25 protein-coding genes and 1 pseudogene are annotated in these 24,606 nt (G+C 65.8%); 14 read left to right on the top strand and 12 right to left on the bottom strand.

The window, feature by feature from the left end:
• The first annotated feature begins 82 nt into the window (after positions 1-82).
• Together AABA84_RS22820 and AABA84_RS22815 are read left to right on the top strand one after the other, a co-directional pair.
• Positions 83-661 carry a DUF308 domain-containing protein gene (locus AABA84_RS22820; RefSeq protein ID WP_338313216.1) on the top strand — a complete coding sequence of 193 codons (579 nt, stop codon included), beginning with the start codon at positions 83-85 and terminating at the stop codon, positions 659-661.
• A 308-nt stretch (positions 662-969) separates the two neighbouring features.
• Entirely contained in the window at positions 970-2,190 is a 1,221-nt protein-coding gene (locus AABA84_RS22815) for an MFS transporter (RefSeq protein ID WP_338313213.1), read from the top strand.
• A 21-nt stretch (positions 2,191-2,211) separates the two neighbouring features.
• Here the strand turns inward: AABA84_RS22815 and AABA84_RS22810 are convergent, their stop codons facing one another.
• From AABA84_RS22810 to AABA84_RS22775, 8 genes and pseudogenes are all read right to left on the bottom strand, one after another.
• Entirely contained in the window at positions 2,212-2,598 is a 387-nt protein-coding gene (locus AABA84_RS22810; protein ID WP_338313211.1) for an ester cyclase, read from the bottom strand.
• A gap of 56 nt (positions 2,599-2,654) precedes the next feature.
• Positions 2,655-3,527 carry a helix-turn-helix domain-containing GNAT family N-acetyltransferase gene (locus tag AABA84_RS22805; RefSeq protein ID WP_338313209.1) on the bottom strand — a complete coding sequence of 291 codons (873 nt, stop codon included), beginning with the start codon at positions 3,525-3,527 and terminating at the stop codon, positions 2,655-2,657.
• Between the two features lie 53 nt (positions 3,528-3,580).
• Positions 3,581-4,762, bottom strand: coding sequence for a VWA domain-containing protein (locus AABA84_RS22800; RefSeq protein WP_338313207.1), 1,182 nt, complete (start codon positions 4,760-4,762; stop codon positions 3,581-3,583).
• Positions 4,759-6,983 (bottom strand): annotated as a pseudogene (locus AABA84_RS22795) (DUF5682 family protein). The gene AABA84_RS22800 and the pseudogene AABA84_RS22795 overlap by 4 nt, the downstream one beginning before the upstream one ends.
• A gap of 16 nt (positions 6,984-6,999) precedes the next feature.
• Positions 7,000-8,076: an ATP-binding protein gene (locus tag AABA84_RS22790; protein WP_212246341.1), complete on the bottom strand. Its 1,077-nt coding sequence runs from the start codon at positions 8,074-8,076 to the stop codon at positions 7,000-7,002.
• The gene (locus AABA84_RS22785) at positions 8,073-9,365 is read right to left on the bottom strand and encodes a DUF5691 domain-containing protein (RefSeq protein ID WP_338313206.1); all 1,293 of its coding nucleotides are present in this window, start codon (positions 9,363-9,365) and stop codon (positions 8,073-8,075) included. Before AABA84_RS22785 ends, AABA84_RS22790 begins: the two co-directional genes overlap by 4 nt.
• Before the next feature lie 130 nt (positions 9,366-9,495).
• On the bottom strand, positions 9,496-10,884 hold the full coding sequence (locus AABA84_RS22780) for an SWIM zinc finger family protein (protein ID WP_338313204.1): 1,389 nt from the start codon (positions 10,882-10,884) through the stop codon (positions 9,496-9,498).
• Positions 10,885-10,966: 82 nt separating this feature from the next.
• A complete protein-coding gene (locus tag AABA84_RS22775; protein WP_338313203.1) occupies positions 10,967-11,356 on the bottom strand; it encodes an MmcQ/YjbR family DNA-binding protein in 390 nt (129 codons plus the stop codon).
• Between the two features lie 194 nt (positions 11,357-11,550).
• Here AABA84_RS22775 and AABA84_RS22770 point away from each other — a divergent pair, with 194 nt between their 5' ends.
• From AABA84_RS22770 to AABA84_RS22735, 8 genes are all read left to right on the top strand, one after another.
• A complete protein-coding gene (locus AABA84_RS22770) occupies positions 11,551-13,215 on the top strand; it encodes an acetolactate synthase large subunit (RefSeq protein ID WP_338313202.1) in 1,665 nt (554 codons plus the stop codon).
• A 214-nt stretch (positions 13,216-13,429) separates the two neighbouring features.
• Positions 13,430-13,777, top strand: a complete 348-nt coding sequence (locus tag AABA84_RS22765) for a Lin0512 family protein (protein ID WP_026201886.1) — start codon at positions 13,430-13,432, stop codon at positions 13,775-13,777.
• 4 nt (positions 13,778-13,781) lie between these two features.
• Positions 13,782-14,474 (top strand): GNAT family N-acetyltransferase, encoded by a 693-nt coding sequence (locus AABA84_RS22760; protein ID WP_338313200.1) that lies wholly within the window; start codon positions 13,782-13,784, stop codon positions 14,472-14,474.
• 74 nt (positions 14,475-14,548) lie between these two features.
• Positions 14,549-15,733 carry a serine hydrolase domain-containing protein gene (locus AABA84_RS22755; RefSeq protein WP_338313198.1) on the top strand — a complete coding sequence of 395 codons (1,185 nt, stop codon included), beginning with the start codon at positions 14,549-14,551 and terminating at the stop codon, positions 15,731-15,733.
• A gap of 96 nt (positions 15,734-15,829) precedes the next feature.
• Entirely contained in the window at positions 15,830-16,039 is a 210-nt protein-coding gene (locus AABA84_RS22750; RefSeq protein WP_338306976.1) for a YgaP family membrane protein, read from the top strand.
• On the top strand, positions 16,036-16,557 hold the full coding sequence (locus AABA84_RS22745) for an RNA polymerase sigma factor (protein ID WP_212246325.1): 522 nt from the start codon (positions 16,036-16,038) through the stop codon (positions 16,555-16,557). The genes AABA84_RS22750 and AABA84_RS22745 overlap by 4 nt, the downstream gene beginning before the upstream one ends.
• A 76-nt stretch (positions 16,558-16,633) precedes the next feature.
• Positions 16,634-17,299 carry a DUF429 domain-containing protein gene (locus AABA84_RS22740; protein WP_338313196.1) on the top strand — a complete coding sequence of 222 codons (666 nt, stop codon included), beginning with the start codon at positions 16,634-16,636 and terminating at the stop codon, positions 17,297-17,299.
• A gap of 361 nt (positions 17,300-17,660) precedes the next feature.
• Positions 17,661-18,365, top strand: coding sequence for a glutathione S-transferase family protein (locus tag AABA84_RS22735; RefSeq protein ID WP_212246320.1), 705 nt, complete (start codon positions 17,661-17,663; stop codon positions 18,363-18,365).
• A gap of 2 nt (positions 18,366-18,367) precedes the next feature.
• On the opposite strand, the gene AABA84_RS22730 is transcribed toward AABA84_RS22735, so the two are convergent.
• From AABA84_RS22730 to AABA84_RS22720, 3 genes are all read right to left on the bottom strand, one after another.
• Positions 18,368-19,150 (bottom strand): sulfite exporter TauE/SafE family protein, encoded by a 783-nt coding sequence (locus AABA84_RS22730; protein WP_338313194.1) that lies wholly within the window; start codon positions 19,148-19,150, stop codon positions 18,368-18,370.
• Positions 19,151-19,153: 3 nt separating this feature from the next.
• Positions 19,154-19,786 carry a TetR/AcrR family transcriptional regulator gene (locus tag AABA84_RS22725; protein WP_212246316.1) on the bottom strand — a complete coding sequence of 211 codons (633 nt, stop codon included), beginning with the start codon at positions 19,784-19,786 and terminating at the stop codon, positions 19,154-19,156.
• Between the two features lie 213 nt (positions 19,787-19,999).
• On the bottom strand, positions 20,000-20,371 hold the full coding sequence (locus AABA84_RS22720) for a tRNA-binding protein (RefSeq protein ID WP_212246315.1): 372 nt from the start codon (positions 20,369-20,371) through the stop codon (positions 20,000-20,002).
• A 103-nt stretch (positions 20,372-20,474) separates the two neighbouring features.
• Here AABA84_RS22720 and AABA84_RS22715 point away from each other — a divergent pair, with 103 nt between their 5' ends.
• Entirely contained in the window at positions 20,475-20,834 is a 360-nt protein-coding gene (locus AABA84_RS22715) for an ArsC family reductase (protein ID WP_212246314.1), read from the top strand.
• Positions 20,835-20,837: 3 nt separating this feature from the next.
• On the opposite strand, the gene AABA84_RS22710 is transcribed toward AABA84_RS22715, so the two are convergent.
• Positions 20,838-21,485, bottom strand: a complete 648-nt coding sequence (locus tag AABA84_RS22710; protein ID WP_338313191.1) for a hypothetical protein — start codon at positions 21,483-21,485, stop codon at positions 20,838-20,840.
• Positions 21,486-21,827: 342 nt separating this feature from the next.
• Between AABA84_RS22710 and AABA84_RS22705 the strand changes: the two genes are divergently transcribed.
• The 3 genes from AABA84_RS22705 to AABA84_RS22695 are packed head-to-tail and all read left to right on the top strand — an operon-like array spanning position 21,828 to position 24,601.
• Entirely contained in the window at positions 21,828-22,583 is a 756-nt protein-coding gene (locus AABA84_RS22705) for an ABC transporter ATP-binding protein (RefSeq protein ID WP_018317619.1), read from the top strand.
• Positions 22,576-23,322: an ABC transporter ATP-binding protein gene (locus tag AABA84_RS22700; protein ID WP_212246312.1), complete on the top strand. Its 747-nt coding sequence runs from the start codon at positions 22,576-22,578 to the stop codon at positions 23,320-23,322. Before AABA84_RS22705 ends, AABA84_RS22700 begins: the two co-directional genes overlap by 8 nt.
• Positions 23,323-23,380: 58 nt before the next feature.
• On the top strand, positions 23,381-24,601 hold the full coding sequence (locus AABA84_RS22695) for an ABC transporter substrate-binding protein (RefSeq protein ID WP_338313190.1): 1,221 nt from the start codon (positions 23,381-23,383) through the stop codon (positions 24,599-24,601).
• The last annotated feature ends 5 nt before the right edge of the window (positions 24,602-24,606 follow it).

Raw genomic sequence — 24,606 nt, 5'->3', positions numbered from 1 at the left:
ACCGGCACCGCTGCAACCGATCTGAACGGCGAGGCGATTTCGCTTCGCCAGAAATCTACCAACTAGTAGGTAAGGAAAGAAGATGAGAGATCTTGAGATGGCTTCGGATACGTCGGGCCGTGCGCAATGGCTGAAGCAATACTATTTCCTTCGCGCGGCGTTTTCCCTCGCCTGGGTCATTGCGGCCTTCGCCATCGCGCCGTCATCTGCGGTGATCGCGGCAACGTTGCTGATCGCCTATCCGGCATGGGACGCCGCGGCCAACTATCTTGACGCGCGCTGCAGCGGCGGATTGAACCAGAACCGCACCCAGGCCCTGAACGTGCTGGTCAGCCTGGCGACCACCGTCGCGGTCATCCTGGCCTTGCGGGTGAGCATGAACTGGGTGCTCGGGATCCTCGGCGCGTGGGCGATCCTTGCCGGATTGCTTCAGCTCGGCACGGCGGTCCGGCGCTGGAGGAGCTACGGCGCGCAATGGACCATGGTGCTCAGCGGAGGCCAGTCGGCGCTGGCAGGCGGCTTCTTCATCGTTCAGGCCACGATGCCCGTAATCCCGTCGATCGCGAACGTCGCGGGCTATGCTGCGGTCGGCGCGCTGTACTTCCTGGTCTCGGCGGTCTGGCTCACCGTCGGCACGTGGCGCCGTGGCGCGGCGCTGTGAGGCGGGCGCCTCCGGCAACGCATCTTGTCGTCTGTCGGTGGCAGACGTTCGATGGTGATGAGATCAAGTTCGGCGGGATGATGCCATCGTGCCGGTGTTTTGCCTGACAGGTCAAATCGAGCGTCATTCCGCAAATCGCAGGCCTCGTAAGTCATTGATCCGGCAGCGCCCGGCTACTGTGCATGGGGTTGTTTTCGACTTTTTTGTTGGCAGGTCACGAACCCGTGCGGCAAAAATGACGTGAGCCATGTCGGCCGGCGCAGTTCCCATTCGTCTTCCACGTGAGACAGACCTGACGGGAGACCGAAATGACTTCTTCCAACTATCGCTGGGTGATCGTCGCCGCCGGCGGCCTGCTCGGCTGCGTCGCGATCGGCGGCATGTTTTCGCTGCCGGTGTTCCTGCAGCCGATCGCCAAGGACACCGGCTGGTCGGTGACCGGCATCTCCAGCGCGATGACGATCGGCTTTCTGGCAATGGCGTTCACCAGCATGGCCTGGGGCACGCTGTCCGACAGGTTCGGGCCGCTGCCGGTGGTGCTGACGGGATCGACGGTGCTGGCGCTCAGCCTGTTCGCGGCAAGCCATGCGACCTCCCTGATCGTGTTCCAGTTCGTGTTCGGCCTGCTGGTCGGCGCCTCCTGTGCGGCGATCTTCGCGCCGATGATGGCGACCGTGACCGGCTGGTTCGATACCCATCGCAGCCTTGCCGTATCGTTGGTGTCGGCCGGCATGGGCGTGGCGCCGATGACGATGGCGCCGCTCGCGGCCTGGCTCGTCTCGCACCATGACTGGCGCACCTCGATGCAGATCATCGCGCTCGTCGTCGGCGCCATCATGATTCCGGTCTCGCTTCTGGTGCGCCGCCCGCCGGCGCTCGCCGATGCGGCGGTCGCACCAACGGGCGAGGGGACCGCGCAGAACGAGATGTCGATGGGTGAGGCGCTGCGCTCGCCGCAATTCCTGATCCTGCTCGCGACCAACTTCTTCTGCTGCGCCACCCATTCCGGTCCGATCATCCACACCGTCAGCTATGCCGTGAGCTGCGGCATCCCGCTGGTCGCGGCGGTGACGATCTACAGCATCGAGGGCTTTGCCGGTCTCGGCGGGCGCATCGCCTTCGGCCTGATGGGCGACCGTTTCGGGGCCAAGCGCGTGCTGGTCTCGGGGCTGCTGCTCCAGGCGTTCGGCGCGCTCGCCTACGTCTTCGCCCATCAGCTGGCGACCTTCTACGCCGTCGGCGCCGTGTTCGGCTTCATCTATGCCGGCACCATGCCGCTCTACGCCGTGCTGATCCGCGAAAACTTTCCGCTCAAGATGATGGGCACGGTGATCGGCGGCACGGCGATGGCCGGCAGCCTCGGCATGGCGACGGGCCCGCTCGCCGGCGGTCTGATCTACGACGCCTTCGCCAGCTACGCCTGGCTCTACATCGCGTCCTGGGCGATGGGCCTGGGTGCCTTCCTGATGGCGATGAACTTCAGGCCGTTCGCGAAGCCGCAAGGCGAGGTGGCGCCCGCGGCAGCGTAGGTTCGATATCGAGGCGCAGCGTCAGAGCTGCGCCTCGATCGCCGCCTTGTCGATCACCGACCACACCTGCCGGATTTTTCCGTCGTGGAACGCGTAGAACACATTCTCGCAGAACGAGATGCGCTTTCCGTTGACGGCAAGCCCTAGGAATGTCCCGACCGGCGCGCAGTCGAACCTCAGCCGCGCCGCGATCCTGGGCGGATCCGACAGCAGCATTTCGATGTCGAAACGCAGATCCGGGATCTCGCGAAAGTCCTGCTCCAGCATCGCGCGATAGCCGGAGAGCCCGAGCGGCCGCGCGTTGTGGGCGACGTCGTCATGCACAAACTGGCTGAGGGCCGGCCAGTCCTGCCGGTTCAGGCAGGCGATGTAGGCGTGGTAGATCGCAGCGAGGTCGTCTCTTCTCATATCGAAGCTCCCGACGGCTTCGACCCTAACGCGCGAGGATCGCGAACCGGTCCAGCTCAGATGCGCTTCTCGAAGAACAGGTCCGGATAGGGATCGTCATTGTAGCGCGGGATCTCGCGCCAGCCCGTCGTGCGGTAGAGCTGGCCGGCCTCGGGCAGCGCGCTGTTGGTGTCGAGCCGCAGCAGCGTGATGCCGAGTTCGCGTGCGGCGCTCTCGGCGGCGTCCATCAGGCGCCGGCCGAGCCGCAATCCGCGCGCGGCGGGCGCGACCCACAGCCGCTTGATCTCGGCATAGCCGTGATCGGTTCCCTTCAGGCCGACGCAGCCGATCGGCAGCGTGTCCGACATCCCGACGATGAAGCTGCCGCGCGGGCGGCGCATGTCCTTGGCGTCAGGGTCGCGCGACAGCGAGACGTCGAAGCCTTGGCTGAAGCGGCGGCCGAGCTCGGCATAATACTCGCCGAGGCAGTAACGCGCTTGCTCGCTTCGCGGATCCGTCTCCTCCAGCGCAACACGCTCGCGCGTCAATGCGGACGCGATCAGGTCCATCGCCGCCAGCAGCGTCTCGGCCTGCGAATGCTGCGCGAGCAAGCCCTCGGCCTGCGTGTTCGACAGCGCCTCATAGGCCGCGAACTCGCGCCGGCCCGCACGCGTCAATGTCGCGACCCGGCGGCGGGCATCGTCCTCATGCGCGGCGGTCTCGACCAGGCCGTCCTCTTCCAGGCTGCGCAGAAGCCGGCTCATCAAACCGGAATCGAGGCCGAGATAGTCGCGGATCTCGGCCACGTCCGCACGCCCGTGCCCGATCGCATTGAGCACGCGCGCCGCGCCGAGCGGGCGGCCGCGCCCGAGAAACGAGGTATCGAGCGCGCCGACGGCGGAAGTGACGGCACGGTTGAAGCGGCGAACGCGGGAAACGGGGTCGAGCATGATGTCTGACTTTAGTCAGATATCGCGGTCTGTCAATCGAGCGGGAGCTGATGCTAGGTTTCCGGCCGGATCAGCTTGATGTCCTGGTCGGCGGCCCAGCCGGCAACGTCCTCACGCTTCAGGGCGGTTGCCATCAGATCCGGAAACTGATCCGGCGTGCAGGCGAACACGGGAATGCCGAGACTTGCGACCTTCGCGGACAGCGCGGGATTATAAGAGGGATGGCCGGTGTCGGTCAGCGCCAGCAGCACGATCACGTTGATGCCGCGCGTTGCGAGCCGCGCCAGCCGGTCGACCAGCGCATCCGCATTTCCGCCCTCATAGAGGTCGGTGATCAGGATCAGATGCGCTTTCGCCGGCCGTTCGATGCGCTCCTCGCAATAGGCGACGGCGCGGTTGATGTCGGTGCCGCCGCCGAGCTGGACGCCGAACAGCACCTCGACGGGATCGGCGAGCTCTTCGGTCAGGTCGACGATCGCGGTGTCGAAACAGACGAGCTTGGTCGCGACCACCGGCAGCGAGGCCATCACCGCCGCGAAGATCGAGGCATAGACGACGGAGGTTGCCATCGACCCCGACTGGTCGACGCACAGGGTAACCTCTTCGAGATCGACGATGCGACGCTGCTGGCGCAGGAAGCCGATCAGCCGTTCGGGCACCACGGTGCGGTGCTCGGCCTGGTAATGGCGCAGATTGGCCTTGATGGTGCGCGGCCAGTCGATGTCGGCAAAGCGCGGGCGATGGGTGCGCAGCGAGCGGTTCAAGGCGCCGCGGACCGCGTCCGCGGTGCGCCGCTCGAGCCGTTCCATCAGCTCGGCCACCACCTTGGCAATGACGATGCGGGCGGTATCCTTGGTCTTCTCCGGCATCACGCCGCGCAGCGCGATGAGATCGGCGATCAGGCTCACATCTGCCTCGACGGTCGCAAGGAATTCGGGCTCGACCAGCATCTGGCGCAGACCCTTGCGCTCGAAGGCGTCCTTCTGGATCACCTGCACCACGGGCGCGGGGAAGAACTCCCTGATGTCGCCGAGCCATTTTGCGACGCGCGGCGCCGAGCCGCCGAGCCCGCCGCGGCCCTTCTTCGGCGCCTCGTCGCCGTCGCCATAGAGCGCCGTCAGCGCCTCCGACATGCGGCGGTCGCTGGCGGACAAGGCGGGGCCGTTCTCGGCGCCTTCCGCGTCGACGCCGAGGGCGAGCGTCCAGCGGCGGCTGCGTTCATCGGCTTCGCTCATCGCGCTGCTCCCGAGGTGAGAAGTTCGAGCACGCGGGCCTGATGCGCGGACCAGATATCGTCTGCGCCGGCGAGCAGCCGATATCCTTTGGCGGCATCGGTGCTGCGCGCGAACAGCGCGTCCATCAACCGCCTGCGCTCGGTTCGGTCCAGCGCCGAGAAGACGCGGCGGAACAGCGGCAGGCTGGCGGTGAAGGCGTCCTCGTCCAGCGTCATCAACCAGGCGTCGACGGCGCCGCGCAGCGTTGCATCGTGGATCAATCGCTGGCCGGCGCCCTCGAAGAAGCCTTCAAAGAAGCCGGCGGCTTCCGCAACGGGCGTGCCGGGCGAGAGCATCCGCGTCAGCAGGTCGGCCGCGTGATCGGCGGTCAATAGCTCGGCCTCGTAGAGCAACCGCGCCGCGGTGCCGGCGATCAACCGGGTGGCCTGATCATCGTTCAGCAGCGCGCTCAGCGCATCGCGCCAGCTGGCGACGATTTCGGGCTCGATCTGGGCAAGCTGGATCGCGGCGTCGGCTGCGAGCAGCGCGCCGCGCAGCTTGGCCGCAGCGGGTCCGTCCAGATTGCGCGCGGCATAGGGCAAAGCGAGTGCGGCCTGCACCACGATGCGCGGCATCAGCGCCGCCAGATGCTCGACCGTGCCGGCGCGCGCCTCGCCATAGCGCAGGATGTCGGCCATCGGCGGCAACGCACCAAGCAGAGACTGTCCGTCGCTGGTCAGCGCCGCCTTGGTCTCCAGCGCCGCGATGCCGAACGCGGTGGCGCGGGACAGGTCGGCGATCATGGCGTTGCGCACCAGCGCCGCGAGCGGAGCCAGCTCGGCTTCCTTGCCCATCGCTTCGATCAGGCGTCCGCCGGCAGCCTCGGCGATGGTCGAACCGTGGAGCAGATTCTCCACGAGCCTGACGGCGAATTCCGGCTCCCAGCGCAACTGCCAGTTCTCGCGAAACGTACCGCGGCTGCGGCCCGCGTCGGTGAGCCGTCCCCAGGGCACGTCGAGCGCGTTCAGCCGGTGCAGCAGCGTGGAGCGCATCAGCCCGCTTTCGCTGCGCAGATCGAGCGTCAGCGGCCGATCGAGCGCCTCCGGCTTGAGCCGCGTCGCCTTCTGCTGCCGCTGGAGATCTTCGAGCAGCGGCGCGAGCGGTGTTGTCGCCGGGATCGCGCCGACACCTGCGCCGATCAGCAACTCGGCTGAAATATCCTCCACATGGCGCGCTCGCCGTTGCACAGGCACGCGATCGCCGCCTCGCGCAGCTCCGCGAAACCCGGTGCCGGGCGGCCGCGCAGCGCCGCGAGGGCAGTGCCGAGCCGCTGCGCCTCGATCACCGAGGCGGTCGATACGAAGTGGCCGCGATCGCGCAGCACGCGCGTCGCCTTGGCAAGCCACACCGCGGCACGATCGCGGTCGCGCGTATCCCAGACATGTGCGCACCATCCCGGCGCCACCACGCCCGCGCCATAGCCGCTCGCGCGCGCCAGGCGCGGCGCGGTCCAAGGCGCCCAGGTCGCCTTGATCTTGGTCTTCGGCCGGCCCTTGAGCAATTCGCGATCCGCAGCAAGGCTGCGACGCTCGGCAAGCGCCGGCACGTGCCAGGCGCCGCAAACGACCGCGATGGCGCCATCGTGGTCCTTTGCCGCCTTCGCGATCTCGATCCGCATATGCGCCTCGCGCGCGGCCTCGCGGGCCGACAGCGATGTCTCGTCTGCGCGCAGTGCCGTCATCGCATCGGCAACGGCGGCGAAGATCGGGCCCGTTGCAGGATTCTCCTCGATGACGTCGGACCACCAGGACTCGCCGTCGTCATAGCCTGCGGCGGTGGCGAGCGCCCCGATCGGGTCGTGGCTGACTGGATCGGCCTCCGCCCTTGCCGCAATCTCCTCCGCAATGTCGCCGTCGGTGGCACCCAGCCGGTCCGATGCCGGCAGGTCGATGAAGCGCAGGGTCGCGCCGTGGCGCACCGCCCAGCGTGCGGCCTGGTATTCCGGCGAATAGTCGGCAAAGGGAAAGAAGCTGGCGTTGGCCGGATTGTCCTCGGCATAGGTGAGCAGCGCCACCGGCGTCACCATGTCGGGATCGGCGAGCATCGGTAGTAGTTCGGATGCATCCGCCGGGCCTTCGATCAGCACCGCGTCCGGCTTCAGCGCGTCGAGCGCTTCCACCAGCCGCCGCGCGGAGCCGGGGCCGTGATGCCGGATGCCGAAGAGGGAGACCTGGCCTGCCATCGCTCGCGCCGCGCTGTCAGATCCGGTCGGTCAGCGAAGCATAATAGCCTTCGAAGCCACGCCGCTTCTTCAACACGGTTTCGAGATATTCGCCGAGCACGGCCGTATCCTGCACCGGATCCTTCACGACGGCACCGATCATGTTGCTGGCGAGCGTCTCCGGCGTCAGCTTGCCGTCGTTGAAGAAGGTCGCCTGGCTGATGCCGCCGATCATCACCGCGATCGCTTCGGCTGTCGACAGCCCGCCGGAGGGCGACTTCAGCGCGACCTTGCCGTCCTCGGTCGACCCGGAGCGCAGCTCGCGGAAGATCGAGACGACGCGCGCGACCTCGTCGGCGACGTTCTTCGGTGCCGGCAAATCGAGATTCTGCGCCATCTCGCCGACACGCTTGACGATGATCGCCACTTCCTCCTCGGCGCTGTCGGGCAGGGGCAGCACGACGACGTTGAAGCGGCGCTTGAGCGCGGACGACAATTCGTTGACGCCCTTGTCGCGGTTGTTGGCGGTGGCGATGATGTTGAAGCCGCGCTGGGCATAGACGGCAGTGTTGAGCTCCGGGACCGGCATCATCTTCTCCGACAGGACCGTGATCAGCGTGTCCTGCACGTCGCTGCCCATCCGCGTCAGTTCCTCGAAACGGCAGAGCTTGCCGCCCTCCATCGCACGCATCAGCGGCGTCGGGACCAGCGCCTCGCGGCTCGGCCCGTGGGCGAGCAATTGGGCATAGTTCCAGCCGTAGCGGATCTGGTTCTCGTCGGTCCCGGCCGTGCACTGGATCACGAGCGTGGAGTCGCCGGTGATGCCCGCGGCGAGATGCTCGGAGACCCACGATTTGGCGGTGCCGGGCACGCCCAGCAGCAATAATGCGCGATCGGTCGCCAGTGTCGCGACGGCGGTCTCGATCAGCCGCTTGTCTCCGACATATTTCGGCGTGATCACGCTCCCGTCGGCGGCCTTTCCGCCCATGAGGTAAGTCACCACTTGCCGCGGCGAGAGCGCCCAGCCCGGCGGACGATGCCCGTCGCCCGCGGCAAGCGCCTTCAATTCGGCGGCATAGCTGTCCTCGGCGGGCAAGCGCAGTTTCTCGCTCATGGTTTCGCTCCGTTGTCGTCCAACGCGGCGTTGAGCCGCAGCATGTCGAGGCGCGGGTCTCCTTGCAGGAGGCCCGCAGCCGTCAGTCGTTGCAGTGATCGTTGCGCGCCGTCGCGCGAGGCGATGAGACCCAGTGCGTGAAGCTCCGAGACCTGATCGCCGGGCCTCGCGTCATCGCGATGAAGAGCGGCGAGCAGGGTCTTGCCGGCGGGCGCGGAGAGCGGATCGTCCAGCCGTGCCGCTGCGCCTGCGAGCTGTCGGGCCAGCTCGAAACTGATGCCGTGGGTGCGCAGTGCCGCCTCGGCATGCCTCGTGCGTTCGGCGGGCGCAAGGCGTGGCGCGAGCGCGGCAACGAGGCCGGTGGCATCGCGTTCGCCGATGGCGTCCGCCGCTTGCGCGACCAGCGCATCCGTCCCGGTCGCGACGATCAGGTTGATCAGCGACATGTCGGCGGCATGGTCCACGTTCCAGTCCCAGGCGGCGATCAGCTCCTGCGGCGCAAGCCCCAGCGCGCCGGAAAACGAAGCGAGGTCGGCGCCGTCGAACAACGCCTTGCGGCGCTGCATCTGCGCCGGCGTCTTGAGTGGTTCGGCCTGGATCACGCGCGAGCGGCGTAGCAGCCCCTTGGTCTTGACCGAGAAGAAGCCGGCAAGCTCGGCGACGTCCTCGCCGGCCGCAGGGCCGCGGCCAAGACGCGCGAGCAGCGAGACGGCAAGCGCCTTGACCTTGGGGGCGCGATCGTCGGCCGCGATGCGCTCGAGAAAGGCGATGTCGTCGTCGGATAGCCGCTCCGACAGCAGCAACAGCAGGCGCAAGCGTGTGTCGGCAGTCTCGCTCGCGAGCTTGGCCTCCAGCACCCCGCGTGCGGCGGACGGGTCGCGCCGCCTGAGTTCGGCCAGTGCCGCCTTGCGAGCAGCGGGCCAGAAATCGTCCCAGTTCTCGGCGGTGAGGCTGTCGTTGGTTTGCCGCCGGGCGGCGCCGTCGGAGTCCGCAATCGTCGCCCAGTCGCGCCAGCTGGCATAGACGTCCGGCGCGTCGTCATCGTCGGCTGCGGGCATCCAGTCGGCCGGATGCGTTGTCCAGCCGCGCGCCGCGAGGAAGTGGACGAGTTCGGCCCCGGCGTGCGCCTGCTTCTTCGCCGCGAGGATCCGACGCACGAGCGGACGCAGCTCTTCGGGCACCGTCGGCAATGCAAGCGTCGGGATATCGGGCAGGACGCGGAGCACTGAAGCCGGCTCCATCGTTACCGAGGTGCCGAGAAACTGGCCGGAAAGCGCCAGCAGCCGCAATTCCGCTTCGGCGGGATCGTCGCCGAGCTCGGTACGCCAGAACGTGGCTGCGGGCGCGGCCGCGGATCCCATGGTCCAGCGCGTGAGGACTGCACCCATCGCATCAAGGATCGTCTCGACCCTGGTTGCCTCAGTCATGGCCGCCGATCCGCCCCCAAGGGGTCTGCGCGGCGAGGATCGCGAGCCGATTGCCGGACCAGATCGCGGCGGTGCGCGCGAGATCGGTGCCGCACAGAATGCCATTGACCTCGGAGGCCACCGGCAGCGTCGCGAGGCCATCGGCCGATCGCCACCATGTGTGTCCGGCAGCGTCACGCGCGATGCGCCCGTGCGGCAGCAGCAGCGGAATGTCGATCACCCAGGGCTCTGTCAGCAATGGTCGCGTCAACGCCTCGGAAAGTGTTTCGTCTGGCGCGGGCCATCCCGGTGCCGGCATCTCCTGTGCGGCGTCGCGCCGGACGAGCAGGGCGCGGAGCGGCTGCGCCGACGGATAGAAGACGAGCTCGCCGTGAAAGCGCTCGCCGGGCGTGAACACCGAACCGCGCCGTCCGGCGCTTGCCGGGAAAAAATCCAGCAGCATCGCAAAGCGCGGACCGGCCTCGGCGAGGTTGAGCAGCCATGTGGTCTGCGATACCAGGCCGTCGCGGCGCGTCTGCACCTGCTCGGCCAGCACCTCCCAGTGTGCATCGATCCGCAAGGCCTGCGGGTCGGCCAGCATGGTCTCGCGCGTCTCCGATGCGGCGACCGCGCGTCGGATCTCGGTATTGCGCGGCGCGGCGCGGAAGGCGCGCGCGAGCAGTACCAGCTTGCCGAGCTCGACCACGGCGCCGCGCGGCCGATCACCTGCAGAAAGGGCGAGGAGGCGGGACGGCAGCTCGTCGACCCGGCCCGCGAGCGCCGCGGCCTTGCCGTCGACCAGCCGCGCCGCGATCCGCCGGCACCGTGCCGTGGCGTCGTCGATGAAGCCCGACAACCCCATGCGAAGCTGGTCGCCGATCCATTGCTCGAGCGCATCCAGCGCATCGAGAATGGCACGCTCGGTTTCCTCGTTGCGCTTGGCCGCCTGGGCCTCGCGCCGGGCCACGTCCTTCGGGTCGTCGGCGACCTCAGGTTCGGCGGCGCGCGCGGCGCCCAGATCCTTCTCGCCGCCGGATGGCGCATTGGTCGCAGGCTTTGCCGCGGACGTGCCGCGCCGGCGGCCCAGCCAATCGCTGACCCAGGCCGGCGTGTCGGCGGGCGTGAACGGCACCACCGCTTCCGCATTCAGCCACAGCAGGCCGAGCACGTGCTTGCAGGGGAATTTGCGCGACGGGCAGGTGCACTTGTTGCCGAGGTCGCGCAGATCGGCCATCACGCGGTACGGATTGGCGCCGGAGCCCGCGCATTCGCCCCAGATCAGCGCGCCATCGCGGCTGCCGCCGACGCCGGACCATTTGGCGGGCTTGGCAAGGCCGGCGGCGGCCTTGAGCGAGGATTGATCGGTCGCGAGTTGCTCGACCGCCTTCAGATCAATCGCCACGCCGATGTCCTAAATCGAATCCACGACCGCCAGTATATCGGGGAAGAATGAAAGCTCAATGTTGCCGCGAGTGGCCGGCTGGCTACACGCGGTGATCATCGCGCCGGCCGCTCCCCGGCGGGGCGAGCCCAAGTTCCTTGCGGGTTTTCCGCGTGAGCTTTGCCACGATCAGCGCATGCGCCTCAGTCAGATAGGCCGTGAGCTCGGCGTCGGGCAGCGCGCCGTTGCTGACGAGCTGCACCCATTTGGCACGCGCAAGGTATGGCGCCGGTCGCGCCACGCCGTGCTCGATCAGCATCGCATAGGCCATATCCGAGGTCTTGAACATGTAGCCACCGGTACCAGCGGCAAAGCCGCCGCCGAGCGCGAACATCTTGCCGCCGATTTTGAAGACGGAGGTGCCCTCCCACTGCACAACCTTGGTGACGGCGGGCAGGCGCAGGCAGCGGGTTTCGAAGGATTTGGGTGTCATTGCCGGAGCGATAGCAGGTTGCACGCGGCTTGCAATGTGCATGCTGGCGCCTCGCGGGCAGACGCTCGATTGTATCGCTCGGCAATGGCGAAGTTGATGCCGTGTGCCGCCCTTTGTGAGTTGTGCCGGGACCGCAGGTCGCTACCATGTGCCAACTGCCGTGGAACACGGGAGCGAGCACAAGCGGAGGCGACATGAGCGGAAAGGAGCGCAAGGTGAAGGGATCGGACCTGTTTGTCGCCGCGTTGGAGAACGAAGGCGTCGACCGTATCTTCGGGGTCCCGGGCGAGGAGAATCTCGATCTCGTGGAATCGCTGCGCACCTCCAAGATCGAGTTGGTCCTGACCCGTCACGAGCAGGCCGCCGCCTTCATGGCCGCCACGCATGGGCGGCTGACCGGCAAGCCCGGCGTTTGTCTCTCGACGCTCGGCCCCGGCGCGCTCAATTTGTCCACGGGCGCGGCCTATGCGCATCTTGGTGCGATGCCGATGATCCTGATCACCGGCCAGAAGCCGATCATGAGCAGCCGGCAGGCGCGCTTCCAGATCGTGGACGTCGTCGCGACCATGAAACCGCTGACCAAACTGTCGCGGCAGATCGTCAGCGCCTCCAGCATCCCGACCGTGGTGCGCGATGCCTTTCGCGTCGCCATGGAGGAGCGGCCGGGGCCGGTGCATCTCGAATTGCCCGAGGACATCGCGGGTGACGAAGTGCCTGACGTTCCCGTGATCCCGGTCCATCCGATCGAAATCCCGGTCGCCCATCGCGCCGCGCTCGACCGCGCCGCCGAGATGATTCTGTCGGCGAGACATCCGCTGGTCATGATGGGCGCCGCGACCAGCCGGCCGCGCGCGACCCACGGCATCGCCAGCTTCGTGCGGCGGACCGGCATTCCGTTCTTCACGACGCAGATGGGGAAGGGCACCGTGCCTGGCGGCACCAATCTCTACATGGGGACGGCCGCGCTGTCCGAACGCGACTACGTTCACGACGCCATCGACGCCGCCGACCTGATCATCGCGATCGGTCACGACCCCGTCGAGAAGCCGCCCTTCATCATGGGGCCGTCAGGGCCGAAGGTCATTCACGTCAGCTACACCTCGGCCAGCGTCGAGCTGGTCTATTTTCCGGACGCGGAGGTCATTGGCGACGTCGGCCCCAGCCTGGAGCTGCTCGCCGACCGGCTCGAAGGCAAGTTGCCGCAGGCTGCGGCGCTGCTGCCGTTGCGCGAAGGAATCCTTGGGCACATCGCCGACCGCGCCACCGAGGCGCGCTGGCCGCCGACGCCGCAGCGGATCGTGCACGACATCCGGCAGGTGATCCCGGAGAACGGCATCGTCGCGCTCGACAACGGCATGTACAAGATCTGGTTCGCGCGCAACTACCGCACCCGCCTCGCCAACACGCTGCTGCTCGACAATGCGCTGGCGACGATGGGCGCCGGCCTGCCGTCGGGGATGATGGCCGCGATGCTCTATCCCGACCGCCGCGTGCTCGCGGTCGCCGGCGACGGCGGCTTCATGATGAACAGCCAGGAGATGGAGACCGCCGTCCGCCTCAAGCTCAACCTCGTCGTGCTGGTGCTGGAGGACGGGGCCTACGGCATGATCCGCTGGAAGCAGGCCGTCGATCATTTCGCCGATTACGGCATGACCTTTGGCAATCCCGATTTCGTTCTCTACGCGAAGGCCTACGGGGCGAAGGGGCATCGGATCGAGAGCATCGACAGCTTTGGCCCGACGCTGGATGCCGCGTTCAAGGAGGGCGGCGTGCATCTGGTCGTGATCCCGATCGACTATTCGGAGAACGTGCGGGTGCTCGTGGACGAGCTGCGGGCGCACGAGAAGGCGAAGGCGTGATGTTTGGTCTCGTGCCCCGGACGCAGCGCAGCGCTTCTTCAGCATTGCGCTGCAGAGCCGGGGCCCATGCGTCAGCCACCTTCGCGGCCTCCTGGGTCCCGGCTCTGCGCAGCAACGCAAAAGCGTTGCAGCGCGTCCGGGACACGAGAGGGGCTTGTCTGGAGAGACTCGATCACCCACACTCCCAAATACCGAACAAGCACAGGACAACAAAATGACTCGTGTTCGTTGCGTCACCGAGATGGGCATGGGCGTCGATGTCCACGGCAGGGACGCCACCAAGGCGGCCAAGCGCGCGGTGTCGGATGCCATCAGGCATTCGAGCCTCGGCTTCTTCCGGATGATCGGCAAGACCGCGAACGACATGTTCGTCGACGTCACGATCGCAGTGCCGAATCCGGAAGCCGTCGACAAGGAGGCCGTTGCCAAGGAGCTGCCTTACGGCACCGTCACCGTCACGGCGGTCAAGGGTGGGCTGGAAATTCCCTCGGCGACCGAAGTGGCCAACGATCCCATCCTCATCGCCAATGCTGCCGTCATCGTCAGCTTCGACAAGGACTAGGCCGGTGTCCGACAGCGATGAGGCGCTGCTGGATCGTCCGATCTGGAGCGCGCTGACGACCAGCCACAAGCATCTGGCCGAGGGCGGGCCGCGGGCGCTACGGTATCCCGTCGGTATGACGCCGTTTGCCGACATGGTCGACATGTCCGCGGCAAGCTTTGCCGCGCTCGGTGATCTGCTGTCGAGCTCGCAGGTCGCCGCATTGTTCACGCCGGATCCGGTCGACGTCCCCGCCGGTTTCAAGGTCGTGATCGCCGGGCCTTGCGAGCAGATGATCGGCTCGCCCGCGGCCAGTCCGCTCCGCGACGCCGAGATCGTCACGCTGGGGGCCGACGATGTCCCTGCCATGATGGCATTGACGGAGCTGACGAAGCCCGGTCCGTTCGCGCGGCGCACCCATGAGCTCGGCACGTTCCTCGGCATTCGCGCCGGGGAAGAATTGGTCGCGATGACCGGCGAGCGCATGAAGCCGGGCAAGTTCACCGAGATGACGGCCGTGTGCGTGCATCCCGACTATCGCGGCCGCGGCTATGCGCAGGTGCTGCTTGCGGCCGTCGCGCGCGGGATCGAGGCGCGCGGGGAAATTCCGTTCCTGCACGTGTTTTCGAGCAACGCGTCGGCGATCGCGCTGTACCAGCGGCAGGGCATGCGCATCCGCCGCTGCCTGCATGTCACAGCGTTCATGAAGCAGCAATAGGCGCCCTCGGGGGCGCCCTTCATTTCCTGCCGATTTTCGCTATATCCGTCCCAACCACAATTTGGGGGAAGCACATGGACGCCAGAACGACCGATTTTTCCGCCGCACGGACGGCGATGCAGCGCTACGTCGATCAGGAAATCATTCCGGGCGCATCCTGGGCCGTGCTGCGCGGGGGCGAGGTGGTCGACCAGCAATGCGTCGGCTTTGCCGACCGCGAAGCCAAGACCGCGCTTCGTCCCGACCATATCTTCCGCGCGTTCTCCAATACCAAGATTTTCGTCACCTGCGCGATCATGCTGCTGGTCGAGCAAGGTCGCATCGGGCTCGATGACCCCATCGAGAAATTCCTGCCGCAGCTCGCTGGCCGCAAGGTGCTGAAGCCGGGCGCTTCGAGCCTTGCCGACGTCGAGCCGGCGAAGAGCCCGATCACGATCCGCCAGCTCCTGACGCACACCTCCGGCCTCAGCTACGGCATCTTCGATCCCGGCACGGTGCTGTTCAAGGGATACAACGAGGCGCGCGTGCTCAATCCGCTGACACCGCTATCTGACATGATCGACAAGCTTGCCGATCTGCCGCTGTCCTATCATCCAGGCAGCGGTTGGGAATATTCGGTGGCCACCGACGTGCTCGGCCGTATCGTGGAGGTCGTCTCCGGCCAGGCGCTCGATGCCTTCCTCAAGGCGCGCATCTTCGATCCGCTCGGCATGACCGATACCGGCTTTCACGTTCCGGACGCGCAGCAGGGCAGGCTGGTTGCACTCTACAATGGCGCCGACGTGCTCGATCCGATGAAGCCCGGCCTCACGCGGGCCGACAATCTGCCGTTTCCGCAAGCCTATCGGCGGCCGTTCCCGCGGTTGTCGGGCGGCGGCGGTCTGGTCTCGACCTTGCCCGACATGCTCGCGCTGGTCCGCGCGCTGCTGCCGGGTTCGGATGCGCTGCTGAAGCCGGAGACGCTGCGGCAGATGATGACGAACCAGCTGCCCGCTGGGCAAACCATCCGTTTTGCCAATCTCGGTCCGATCCCCGGCAAGGGTTTTGGGCTCGGCGGCGCGGTTACCTTCGCGCCGACGCCGTTTGATCCGCCCAACTCCATCGGCGAATTCCAGTGGGGCGGACTTGCCGGTACCCATTGGTGGATCTGCCCGCAGGCCAATACCGCGGGGGTCTTGATGGCCCAGCGTTACATGGGCTTCTGGAATCCGTTCTTCTTCGAGTTCAAGCGCCTGGCCTATCAGGCCGTCGGAGGCTGACCCGCGAAAAAAATTGTGCGCCCCGCGAATCCTTTCCGGCCGGCGCGCCCTCTTGATGGTCGAGGCATTCAGCCTCGGCTCATCTCGGAGGATGCAATGGCATTTTACAGGAAGAACATCGGCGGCCTGCACCAGATGGTGCGGATCGCCTCGGGTGTCGCGGTGGTGGTCGCGGCGTTCGTTTATCTGGCCGGCGCGACGGCGTGGCTGGTTGCGCTGGGCGGCGCAGGGGTCGCGCTGACCGGCTTCATCGGCTATTGCCCGATGTGCGCGATCGCGGGGATCGGGCAAGGAGGGGCGTCGTGAGCGCGGCGGCGATCTCGCCGAAGCTGTTCGAAGCGGCGCGGCTCGGCGATCCCAAGGCGATCGCCTCGCTGCTCGAGACGGCGCAGCCGAATATCCGCCGCTACGCCCGCGCAACCTGCCGCAGCTCGGCGGATGCCGAGGATGCGACGCAGGAGGCGCTGTGGATCCTGTTCCGTCATGTCGGGACGATCCGCTCGCTGCTGGCGTTTTCGGCCTGGCTGTTCAGCGTGGTCCGCCGCGAATGCCTGCGGTTGGCGCGCAAAGCGGGCCTCGCGCGGCCTATCGATGAGAGCGAGGCGGAAGCGCTGCTGCTGACGCGCCCCGAAGCCGATCTGCGGCTCGACGTGGCCGCGGCCTTCGAGGCGTTGCCGCCGCACTATCGCGATGTCGCGCTGATGCGCGACGTCAAGGAAATGACCATCGAGGAAATCGCGACCGCGCTCGGCGCGTCCAGGCAGACCGTGAAGGCCCGCCTGCATCGCGCCCGCGCCCTGATGCGCGAATATCTGACGAGATGAAACGTGCGCGCTGTTCGAGCAACATCGAGGCAGCGGCATGGGATGAACGAACGTCGGCAGCGGCGGGGTCGCGCGCGTGAATAGATATCTCGGCCTCGACGGATTTCGCTACGGCTGGGTCGCGGCCTGGATCGACGAGCGCGGTGATCATGGCTTCGACTATTCGCCGGGCCTGACGCGCTTGCTCGCGATGCCGCATGCGCGCGCGATGATCGACATGCCGATCGGATTGAAGGCGAGCGGGTATCGCATTTGCGACTTGCGCGCGCGTGAGCTGGTCGGTCCCGCCGTGTTTCTCGGCGCGCGACGTGACCTCTGGCGATTTCCCGACATGACATCAGCCAATCGGTATTACTGGGAGCACGAAGGCAACGGCCGGGGCGTCTCGGCGCAGCTCTGGAACATCAGAGACAAGATCAGGGACGTCGACGAGATCATGACGCCGGCGCGGCAGGCGACGATCGGCGAAGCACATCCGGAATTGATTTTCTGGAATCTCGCAGGGCGAGTCCGGCTTGCGAAGAAGGCATCCGTGCTCGGCCGCGAGCAACGCGTCGCGCTGCTGGCGCAACACGGCTTTACGCGCTTGCCGAAATGGCTGACGCAGCGACATGGCACCGGCATCGGCCGCGACGATCTCATCGACGCCTGTGCCTGCGCCATCGCGGCACGCGACAGCACGCAACGTGTCGGCGGGGAGGAGACCGATCCGCGCGGACTGCGTATGGAGATCAACTATTGAGGCTGCCGGCCGATGAGATGGAAGTCGGGAAAAGGTGGCAATTTATTTGACCTATGCAGGAACTGTCGATGGCCGGTCCGCGTTCCCCGTGCGGACCGACGACAGAGAAGCTCGTGCGATGAGGGATGTCAGTCAATTCGCGACCGCAATGCTTGCGCTCGTCTTCACCGGCGCGTTGCTCGTCACCGGACAGCTCTTCATCAAGCAGCGCGCACAGCGCGATGTGATTTACGCCACCAGTCATTTGCTGCGGCCCTTGTGATCTCATCCCCGTGCGGGAAATGATGTGACCGCTCGACCTTGCGTCGTTCGTCTGCTCGCCTAGATTAGGCGGCATCGCATGAACGAAGCTGGAGTCCCGATGTCTGATCTGTCCGCCTTTCCCGTCACCAAACGCTGGCCGGCCAAACATCCCGAGTTGCTCCAGCTCTATTCGCTGCCGACGCCGAACGGCGTCAAGGTCTCGATCATGCTGGAGGAGATCGGACTTCCGTACGAGGTCCATCTCGTCGATTTCGGCAAGGACGACCAGAAGACGGCTGAATTCCTCTCGCTCAATCCGAACGGCAAGATCCCGGCGATCCTCGACCCCAACGGTCCCGGCGGCAGGCCGCTGCCGCTGTTCGAGTCCGGGGCGATCCTGCAGTATCTCGCCGAAAAGACCGGCAAGCTTCTGCCCGAGGATGCCGCGCGCCGCTACCAGACCATCCAGTGGGTGCACTTCCAGATGGGCGGCATCGGGCCGATGTTCGGCCAGGTCGGCTTCTTCCACAAATTCGCCGGCAAGGATTTTGAGGACAAGCGGCCCCGCGACCGCTACGTCGCCGAAGCCAAGCGCCTGCTCGGCGTGATGGAGGCGCACCTTTCGGGCCGGCAATGGTTCATGGATGACGACTACACCATTGCCGACATCTCCATGCTCGGCTGGGTCCGCAATCTCATCGGCTTCTACGGTGCCGGCGATCTCGTCGAATTCACCCAGTTCAAATCGGTCGGTGCCTGGCTCGAACGCGGACTGGCGCGTCCGGCGGTGCAGCGGGGGCTGAACATTCCGCAGCGGCCGTAAGATCAGGTCAGTGCCTTGTACGTCATGTAGAGCGCCATCAGCGAGACGAAGGCGATCATGACCCGGCGCAGCACCGATCTGCTGACGCCATTGGCCATGCGTGCGCCGAGATCCGTGCCGATCCATAGGCCGGCCAGTATGCCGATGATGGCCGGCCAGCCGACCATCAGGCCCTTGCTCCAGTAGATCCAGGCCGCCGGCAGGTTGGTCGGGATGACCGAGAAGACGAGGCTGACGAGCTGCGCCTGATGCTGCGGCACGCGCAGGCCCGCAGCAAGGCCGACCGTGATCGCCAGGCCCCCGCCGATACCCATGAAGCCGGAGGAAAATCCGGCAAGCAGGCCGATGAGGAGCAGCGGCAGCCTCGGCAGTTGGTCCCGGTCGCCGGATTCGTGGCTGAAATCCTTGCGATCGCGGCGCAGGATCAGCAGGGCGATCAACGCGACGAGATAGACGACGTAAGTCCATTGCAAGGCCTGGTCGGAAACCGCCGCCGCGGCGTAGCCTCCACCGGCGCCGCCGACCAGAAATCCGATGCCGATCCAGACGATCCACGGCCAGGGGCTGCGATTGCCGCTCTGCCAGTAGCGGCGGGCGCCGGCGAGGCCCGTCGGCGGGACCTGTGTGATCAGCGACGTCCCTTGCGCGACGTGCTGTTCAGCGCCGAGCAGCAGCACGCTGAAGATCACGAGCCCGCCACCCGGGCTCGTTCCCATCAAGCCCGACGTCAATCCGCTGACCAGGCCGACACCGGCGCCGGCAAGCAGGTCGTGGATCCCTGACATCGCTTACGTCCTGCTTCGCCGCTTGAGGCCGGGCCTGGTCGTACGAAAGCCGTCGATCACCCCGGCCACGGCCGCCATGCAGGCCTCGACGTCGAATGCGTCGCCCCAGCATTTTTGCAGGACAAAACCCTGGAAGATCGCGATCAGCACGCGCGCGATCGCTTCCGCACCGAGGTCGCGCCTGATGAGGCCGTCGTGCTGGCCGCGCTCGACCAGCGCCACGATCAGAGCGCGCGGCATGTCGATGCCCTCGACGACGCTGGTGCGGACGCGGCGATTGCGCAGGGCTTCGGCCCAGCCGTGAACCCCGACACGGCGGCGCGGTTCGCCGGCGGGGTCGGTCAGCCATTGCGCGTAGACACGGATCAGCGCGTGAAGTCCTTCGATCGGATCGCCGGATCCTTGCGCGACCGAATTGAGCACGGCTTCGCGGCGATGCCGGTCGTCGGCGAGCGCCTCGATCAGATCGTCCTTGCTCTGGAAGTAGAGATAGACCGCGCCGTGGCTCAGTCCGGACCGCTTCACGATGTCGGCCATGCCGGTCTGGTGAAAACCGTCTTCGGAGAAGCAGGCGAGGGCGGCTTCGAGAATTTGCTGCCGCCGGCTTTCGCGCTGCTTGTCGCTGATCTTGGGCATCTGGCCGTCCTCAAATAACTGACAGATCGATCATTTTACCGTCCGTTCCAGTCAACCTTGCGGCAAGCAGATCAATATAAAAAACGATCAGTCAGTCATTTTATTGCAGAGGAGGATTTTGGTCAAGTCTGGCCGGCCCGGGGCTGGGAAGGAGGAGGAGGATGTGGTTGCGAATGCCTGGCCAGAGGCGACGCTGCGCTCGATCGCGCGCGGCTAGAACAGCCGTCCGCCGTTCGGCACCGGCTTGCTCGGCTGCATCAGCACGACCTTGCCGTCGGCATCGGGGAAGCCGAGCGTCAGCACCTCCGAGATGACAGGTCCGATCTGGCGCGGCGGGAAATTGACGACGGCCGCGACCTGTTGTCCTACCAGCGTCTCGAGCGGATGGTTCTCGGTGATCTGCGCCGAGCTCTTGCGCACGCCGATCACCGGGCCGAAGTCGATCCACAGCCGAAAGGCCGGCTTGCGCGCCTCCGGAAACGGTTTTGCGTCGACGATGGTGCCGACGCGGATATCGACCGCGAGGAAGCTGTTGAAGTCGATGGTCGGCGTGGCGGCGGCTGCGGGATCGTGGGTGACGTGCATGGGATGTCCGTTCGGCGAGTTGGCGTCGTTCGCAATATTGTCGCGCGGGGCGGAGTTTCGTACAACGCTGCGAACATCACGTACGCCATGCGCGAGGAACATCTTGCCCAACACCATCTACGGCATCAAGAACTGCGACACCATGAAGAAGGCGCGCGCCTGGCTCGACTCCCATGGCTTCGCGTATGAATTCCACGACTACAAGACGGCGGGCGTGGACAAGGACAAGCTCAAGCAGTGGAGCGACAAGGTTGGCTGGGAGACGCTGCTCAATCGCGCCGGCACGACGTTCAGGAAGCTGCCCGATTCCGACAAGGCAGGCGTCACCGAGAAGAAGGCGCTGGCGCTGATGCTAGCGCAACCATCGATGATCAAGCGGCCGGTGCTGGAGATCGGCGGCAAGCTGCTGGTCGGCTTCAAGCCGGACATCTATGCCAAGGAAGTCGGCGCCAAGACGCGTTAGAGACTAGTTCAGCTCGATAATCTCGTTGGTGACGCCGGGAGCCGGCTGGTCCGCGAACTCGACGACGTCGGCCGTCGCGATGCGGCCAGGCGCGCGATGGAAGAGATCGCGATCGATCACGGCACGCAGTTTCGGGCGCGGCAGCGCGTCATTTCCGCGCATCAGATTCTTGATCTCGAAGCCGCCGTCCTCGCAGAAGGTCTTGACCGAGGCGATGACGTGGCAGACCTTGCCGTCGGTCTGGAAAGGCAGCAGCAGCCGTTCATACGCGACGATGCGTCCGTAGATGTCGTCGACGTCGGCAACGCTGTAGACGGGCAGCCCACGCGCCACGCATTCAAAATAAACCGGCATCACGAAGGGGGCGAGTCGCGGCCCGAGATAGTCGTCGAGCAGAACGCCCTTGCCGGTATGTCCATAGGCGCGGGAGATGCGCGTGTTTTCGCTCTGGATGGTGAGGCGCGGCGCCGGCGTCGAAGCGTCCACCGTATAATAGATGAGATCGGACAGCTCTTCCTCGAGCCGCGCAGGCTGATATTCCCAGACCGCCGGCGCGATCTGCTGGCGCGCATAAAGTCGCAGCCACGTGTTCAGGAGATCACGCTGCCTGATCGACTTGACGACGGAAGGAGCGGCGCTTGCGAAATCCAAAACAATAATCCCGGAACGTCAAAACCCGCACATGATGCCGCCTGCGGGAAAATTTTCTATGAAGGCTGGCGCGCCGGACCAAAGACCGTTAACGACGGCTTGATGACCGGTGCCTTGCGAACCGGGAGGCCGGGCAGGCACGACATCAAAACATCTCCGACTAAGGGAGCATTTATATCCCGGCCGGAGACCTGATCTGCTCAGCTTTCCGCCTTGCCTAACCCCCGTCACCTCCGGCATATTCCGCGCCCGGAGGCGGCGTTCCGGATGGGCTTCAGGGCCTCCGGAAAGCCGAAGCAACAAGGATAGCCACGCGGCTGGCGCGGGCAGGGGGAAATCTGTTTGGCCGATGAGTTCATTCTCGAAACGGAAGGCTTGACCAAGGAGTTCGCGGGCTTCTTCGCCGTCCGCGACGTTGCGCTCAAGGTTCGCCGTGGGAGCATTCATGCGTTGATCGGCCCGAACGGGGCCGGCAAGACGACCTGCTTCAATCTTCTGACCAAGTTCCTCAAACCGTCTGCCGGAAAAATCCTCTACAAGGGGCAGGACATCACCGCGATGGCGCCGGCCGACGTGGCCCGCATGGGGCTGGTTCGTTCGTTCCAGATTTCGGCGGTGTTTCCGCATCTCACGGCACTGGAAAACGTCCGTGTTGCGCTTCAGCGCCAGCACGGATCTTCATTCGATTTCTGGCGCTCCAAGTCGGTGCTCAACCGCTTCAACGATCGCGCGCGCGAATTGTTGAACGATGTCGGCCTCAACGAGTTTGCCAACACGCCCGCGGTCGAAATGCCCTACGGGCGCAAGCGTGCACTCGAGATCGCAACCACGCTCGCGCTCGACCCGGAGATGATGCTGCTGGACGAGCCGATGGCCGGCATGGGCCACGAGGACATCGACAAGATCGCGGCGCTGATCAAGCGCATCTCGGCGAAATACACCATCCTGATGGTGGAGCATAACTTAAGCGTCGTGGCCAACCTGTCCGACATCATCACCGTGCTGACGCGCGGGCAGGTGCTCGCGCAGGGCCATTACAGCGAGCTCACCAAGGACGAGCGCGTCAAGGAAGCCTATCTGGGAGCCGGTCATGCCTGACACTGCGATCGCCGAGGCTCCGGCCAAGGCTGCGACCGGCGGAAACATCCTTCAAATCCGCAACCTGGAGGCCTGGTACGGCGAGTCCCACATCCTGCACGGGATCAACTTCGACGTGAACGCGGGCGAGGTCGTCACCCTGCTCGGGCGTAACGGCGCCGGCAAGACGACCACGCTGAAATCGATCATGGGCATCATCGGCAAGCGTACCGGCTCGGTGAAGTTCAACAACCAGGAGATCATCCGCGCGACCTCCGACAAGATCGCGCGCATGGGCATCGCATTCTGCCCGGAAGAGCGGGGCATATTCTCCAGTCTCGACGTGCGGGAGAATTTGATGCTGCCGCCGGTGGTCCGCGCAGGCGGGCTGCCACTCGAGCAGATCTTTGACCTGTTTCCGAACCTGAAGGAGCGGCTCAACAGCCAGGGCACCAAGCTGTCCGGCGGCGAGCAGCAGATGCTCGCGATCGCGCGCATCCTGCGCACCGGCGCGAGCTTCCTGATGCTGGACGAGCCGACCGAGGGCCTTGCGCCGGTCATCATCCAGCAGATCGGCCACACCATTGCGCGGCTCAAGAAGGAAGGTTTCACGATCCTCCTGGTCGAGCAGAATTTCCGCTTCGCGTCCACCGTCGCCGACCGCTACTACGTGGTCGAGCACGGCAAGATCATTGACGGATTTTCCAATGCGGAGCTTGCCGCCAACATGGACAAGCTCCACACCTATCTCGGCGTCTGAGCGGCGCAGGCCGACTGGTCGTTACGTATAACTGCTGAAGGAATATTGGGAGCGGATCATGAAGCATAGCATTTCGGCCATGTTGCTTGGTGCGGCGTTGGCCTTGGGCACGGCGGGCGGCGCGGCCGCGCAGGACAAGAACGTCAAGATCGGCGTGCTCACGGACAATTCGGGACTGTATGCCGACCTCGGCGGTCCCGGCTCGACCGTGGCGGCGCAAATGGCGATCGAAGATTCCGGGCTCGCGGCCAAGGGCTGGAAGCTGGACTTGATCTCCGCCGACCACCAGAACAAGCCTGACATCGGCAGCACGATTGCGCGACAGTGGATCGACGTCGAGAAGGTCGACATCTTCATGGACGTACTGAACTCCGGCGTGGCGCTGGCGGTCAACAACGTCGTCAAGGAGAAGAACTCGATCCTGATCGACACGGGCGCGGCGACCTCGGACCTCACCAACGCGCAGTGCACGCCGAACACCGTTCACTGGGTCTATGACACCTACATGCTGGCCAACAGCACCGGGCAGGCGCTGGTGAAGGCCGGCGGCGACACCTGGTACTTCCTCACCGCCGACTACGCCTTCGGTCACGCGCTCGAGCGCGACACCACGGCGGTCGTGGTCAAGTCGGGCGGCAAGGTGATCGGCACTGTCAGGCACCCGCTCAACACCGCCGACTTCTCCTCGTTCCTGCTCCAGGCGCAGGCCTCGAAGGCCAAGATCGTCGGCATGGCCAATGCCGGCGGCGACACCACCAACACCATCAAGCAGGCCGCGGAATTCGGCATCGTCGCGGGCGGGCAGAAGCTGGCGGGCCTGCTTCTCTTCATCACCGACGTTCACGCGCTCGGCCTGAAGGTGGCGCAGGGGCTGAACTTCACCGAGACCTTCTATTGGGACATGAACGATGGCACCCGCGCGTTCTCCAAGCGCTTCTCCGAGCGCATGAAGAACAAGGCGATGCCCTCGATGGTGCAGGCCGGCGTCTATTCGGGCCTGCTGCATTATTTCAAGGCGCTGGAAGCCATGGGCGGCAATCCGCATGACGGCGCCAAGGTGGTCGCCAAGATGAAGGAGATGCCGACCGACGACCCGCTGTTCGGCCAGGGCTCGATCCGCGCCGACGGCCGCAAGCTGCATCCGGCCTATCTCTTCGAGGTGAAGAAGCCCGAGGAATCCAAGGGGCCCTGGGACTATTACAAGCTGGTCGGCACGACCCCGGCTGACCAGGCCTTCCGGCCGCTGTCGGAAAGCGCCTGTCCGCTGGTGAAGAAGTGAGACCT

It is taken from the genome of Bradyrhizobium sp. TM239 (assembly GCF_036247985.1).
Taxonomy (GTDB): domain Bacteria; phylum Pseudomonadota; class Alphaproteobacteria; order Rhizobiales; family Xanthobacteraceae; genus Bradyrhizobium; species Bradyrhizobium ottawaense.
This window is presented reverse-complemented; position numbering and strand designations above follow the sequence as displayed.

Coding starts and splice junctions, on each gene's coding strand:
- AABA84_RS22735 (WP_212246320.1), top strand. CDS start 17,661: ATGTCTGATCTGTCCGCCTTTCCCGTCACCAAACGCTGGCCGGCCAAA.
- AABA84_RS22820 (WP_338313216.1), top strand. CDS start 83: ATGAGAGATCTTGAGATGGCTTCGGATACGTCGGGCCGTGCGCAATGG.
- AABA84_RS22805 (WP_338313209.1), bottom strand. CDS start 3,527: ATGCTCGACCCCGTTTCCCGCGTTCGCCGCTTCAACCGTGCCGTCACT.
- AABA84_RS22730 (WP_338313194.1), bottom strand. CDS start 19,150: ATGTCAGGGATCCACGACCTGCTTGCCGGCGCCGGTGTCGGCCTGGTC.
- AABA84_RS22695 (WP_338313190.1), top strand. CDS start 23,381: ATGAAGCATAGCATTTCGGCCATGTTGCTTGGTGCGGCGTTGGCCTTG.
- AABA84_RS22750 (WP_338306976.1), top strand. CDS start 15,830: ATGGCATTTTACAGGAAGAACATCGGCGGCCTGCACCAGATGGTGCGG.
- AABA84_RS22720 (WP_212246315.1), bottom strand. CDS start 20,371: ATGCACGTCACCCACGATCCCGCAGCCGCCGCCACGCCGACCATCGAC.
- AABA84_RS22775 (WP_338313203.1), bottom strand. CDS start 11,356: ATGACACCCAAATCCTTCGAAACCCGCTGCCTGCGCCTGCCCGCCGTC.
- AABA84_RS22810 (WP_338313211.1), bottom strand. CDS start 2,598: ATGAGAAGAGACGACCTCGCTGCGATCTACCACGCCTACATCGCCTGC.
- AABA84_RS22770 (WP_338313202.1), top strand. CDS start 11,551: ATGAGCGGAAAGGAGCGCAAGGTGAAGGGATCGGACCTGTTTGTCGCC.
- AABA84_RS22800 (WP_338313207.1), bottom strand. CDS start 4,762: ATGAGCGAAGCCGATGAACGCAGCCGCCGCTGGACGCTCGCCCTCGGC.
- AABA84_RS22725 (WP_212246316.1), bottom strand. CDS start 19,786: ATGCCCAAGATCAGCGACAAGCAGCGCGAAAGCCGGCGGCAGCAAATT.
- AABA84_RS22790 (WP_212246341.1), bottom strand. CDS start 8,076: ATGAGCGAGAAACTGCGCTTGCCCGCCGAGGACAGCTATGCCGCCGAA.
- AABA84_RS22755 (WP_338313198.1), top strand. CDS start 14,549: ATGGACGCCAGAACGACCGATTTTTCCGCCGCACGGACGGCGATGCAG.
- AABA84_RS22765 (WP_026201886.1), top strand. CDS start 13,430: ATGACTCGTGTTCGTTGCGTCACCGAGATGGGCATGGGCGTCGATGTC.
- AABA84_RS22815 (WP_338313213.1), top strand. CDS start 970: ATGACTTCTTCCAACTATCGCTGGGTGATCGTCGCCGCCGGCGGCCTG.
- AABA84_RS22700 (WP_212246312.1), top strand. CDS start 22,576: ATGCCTGACACTGCGATCGCCGAGGCTCCGGCCAAGGCTGCGACCGGC.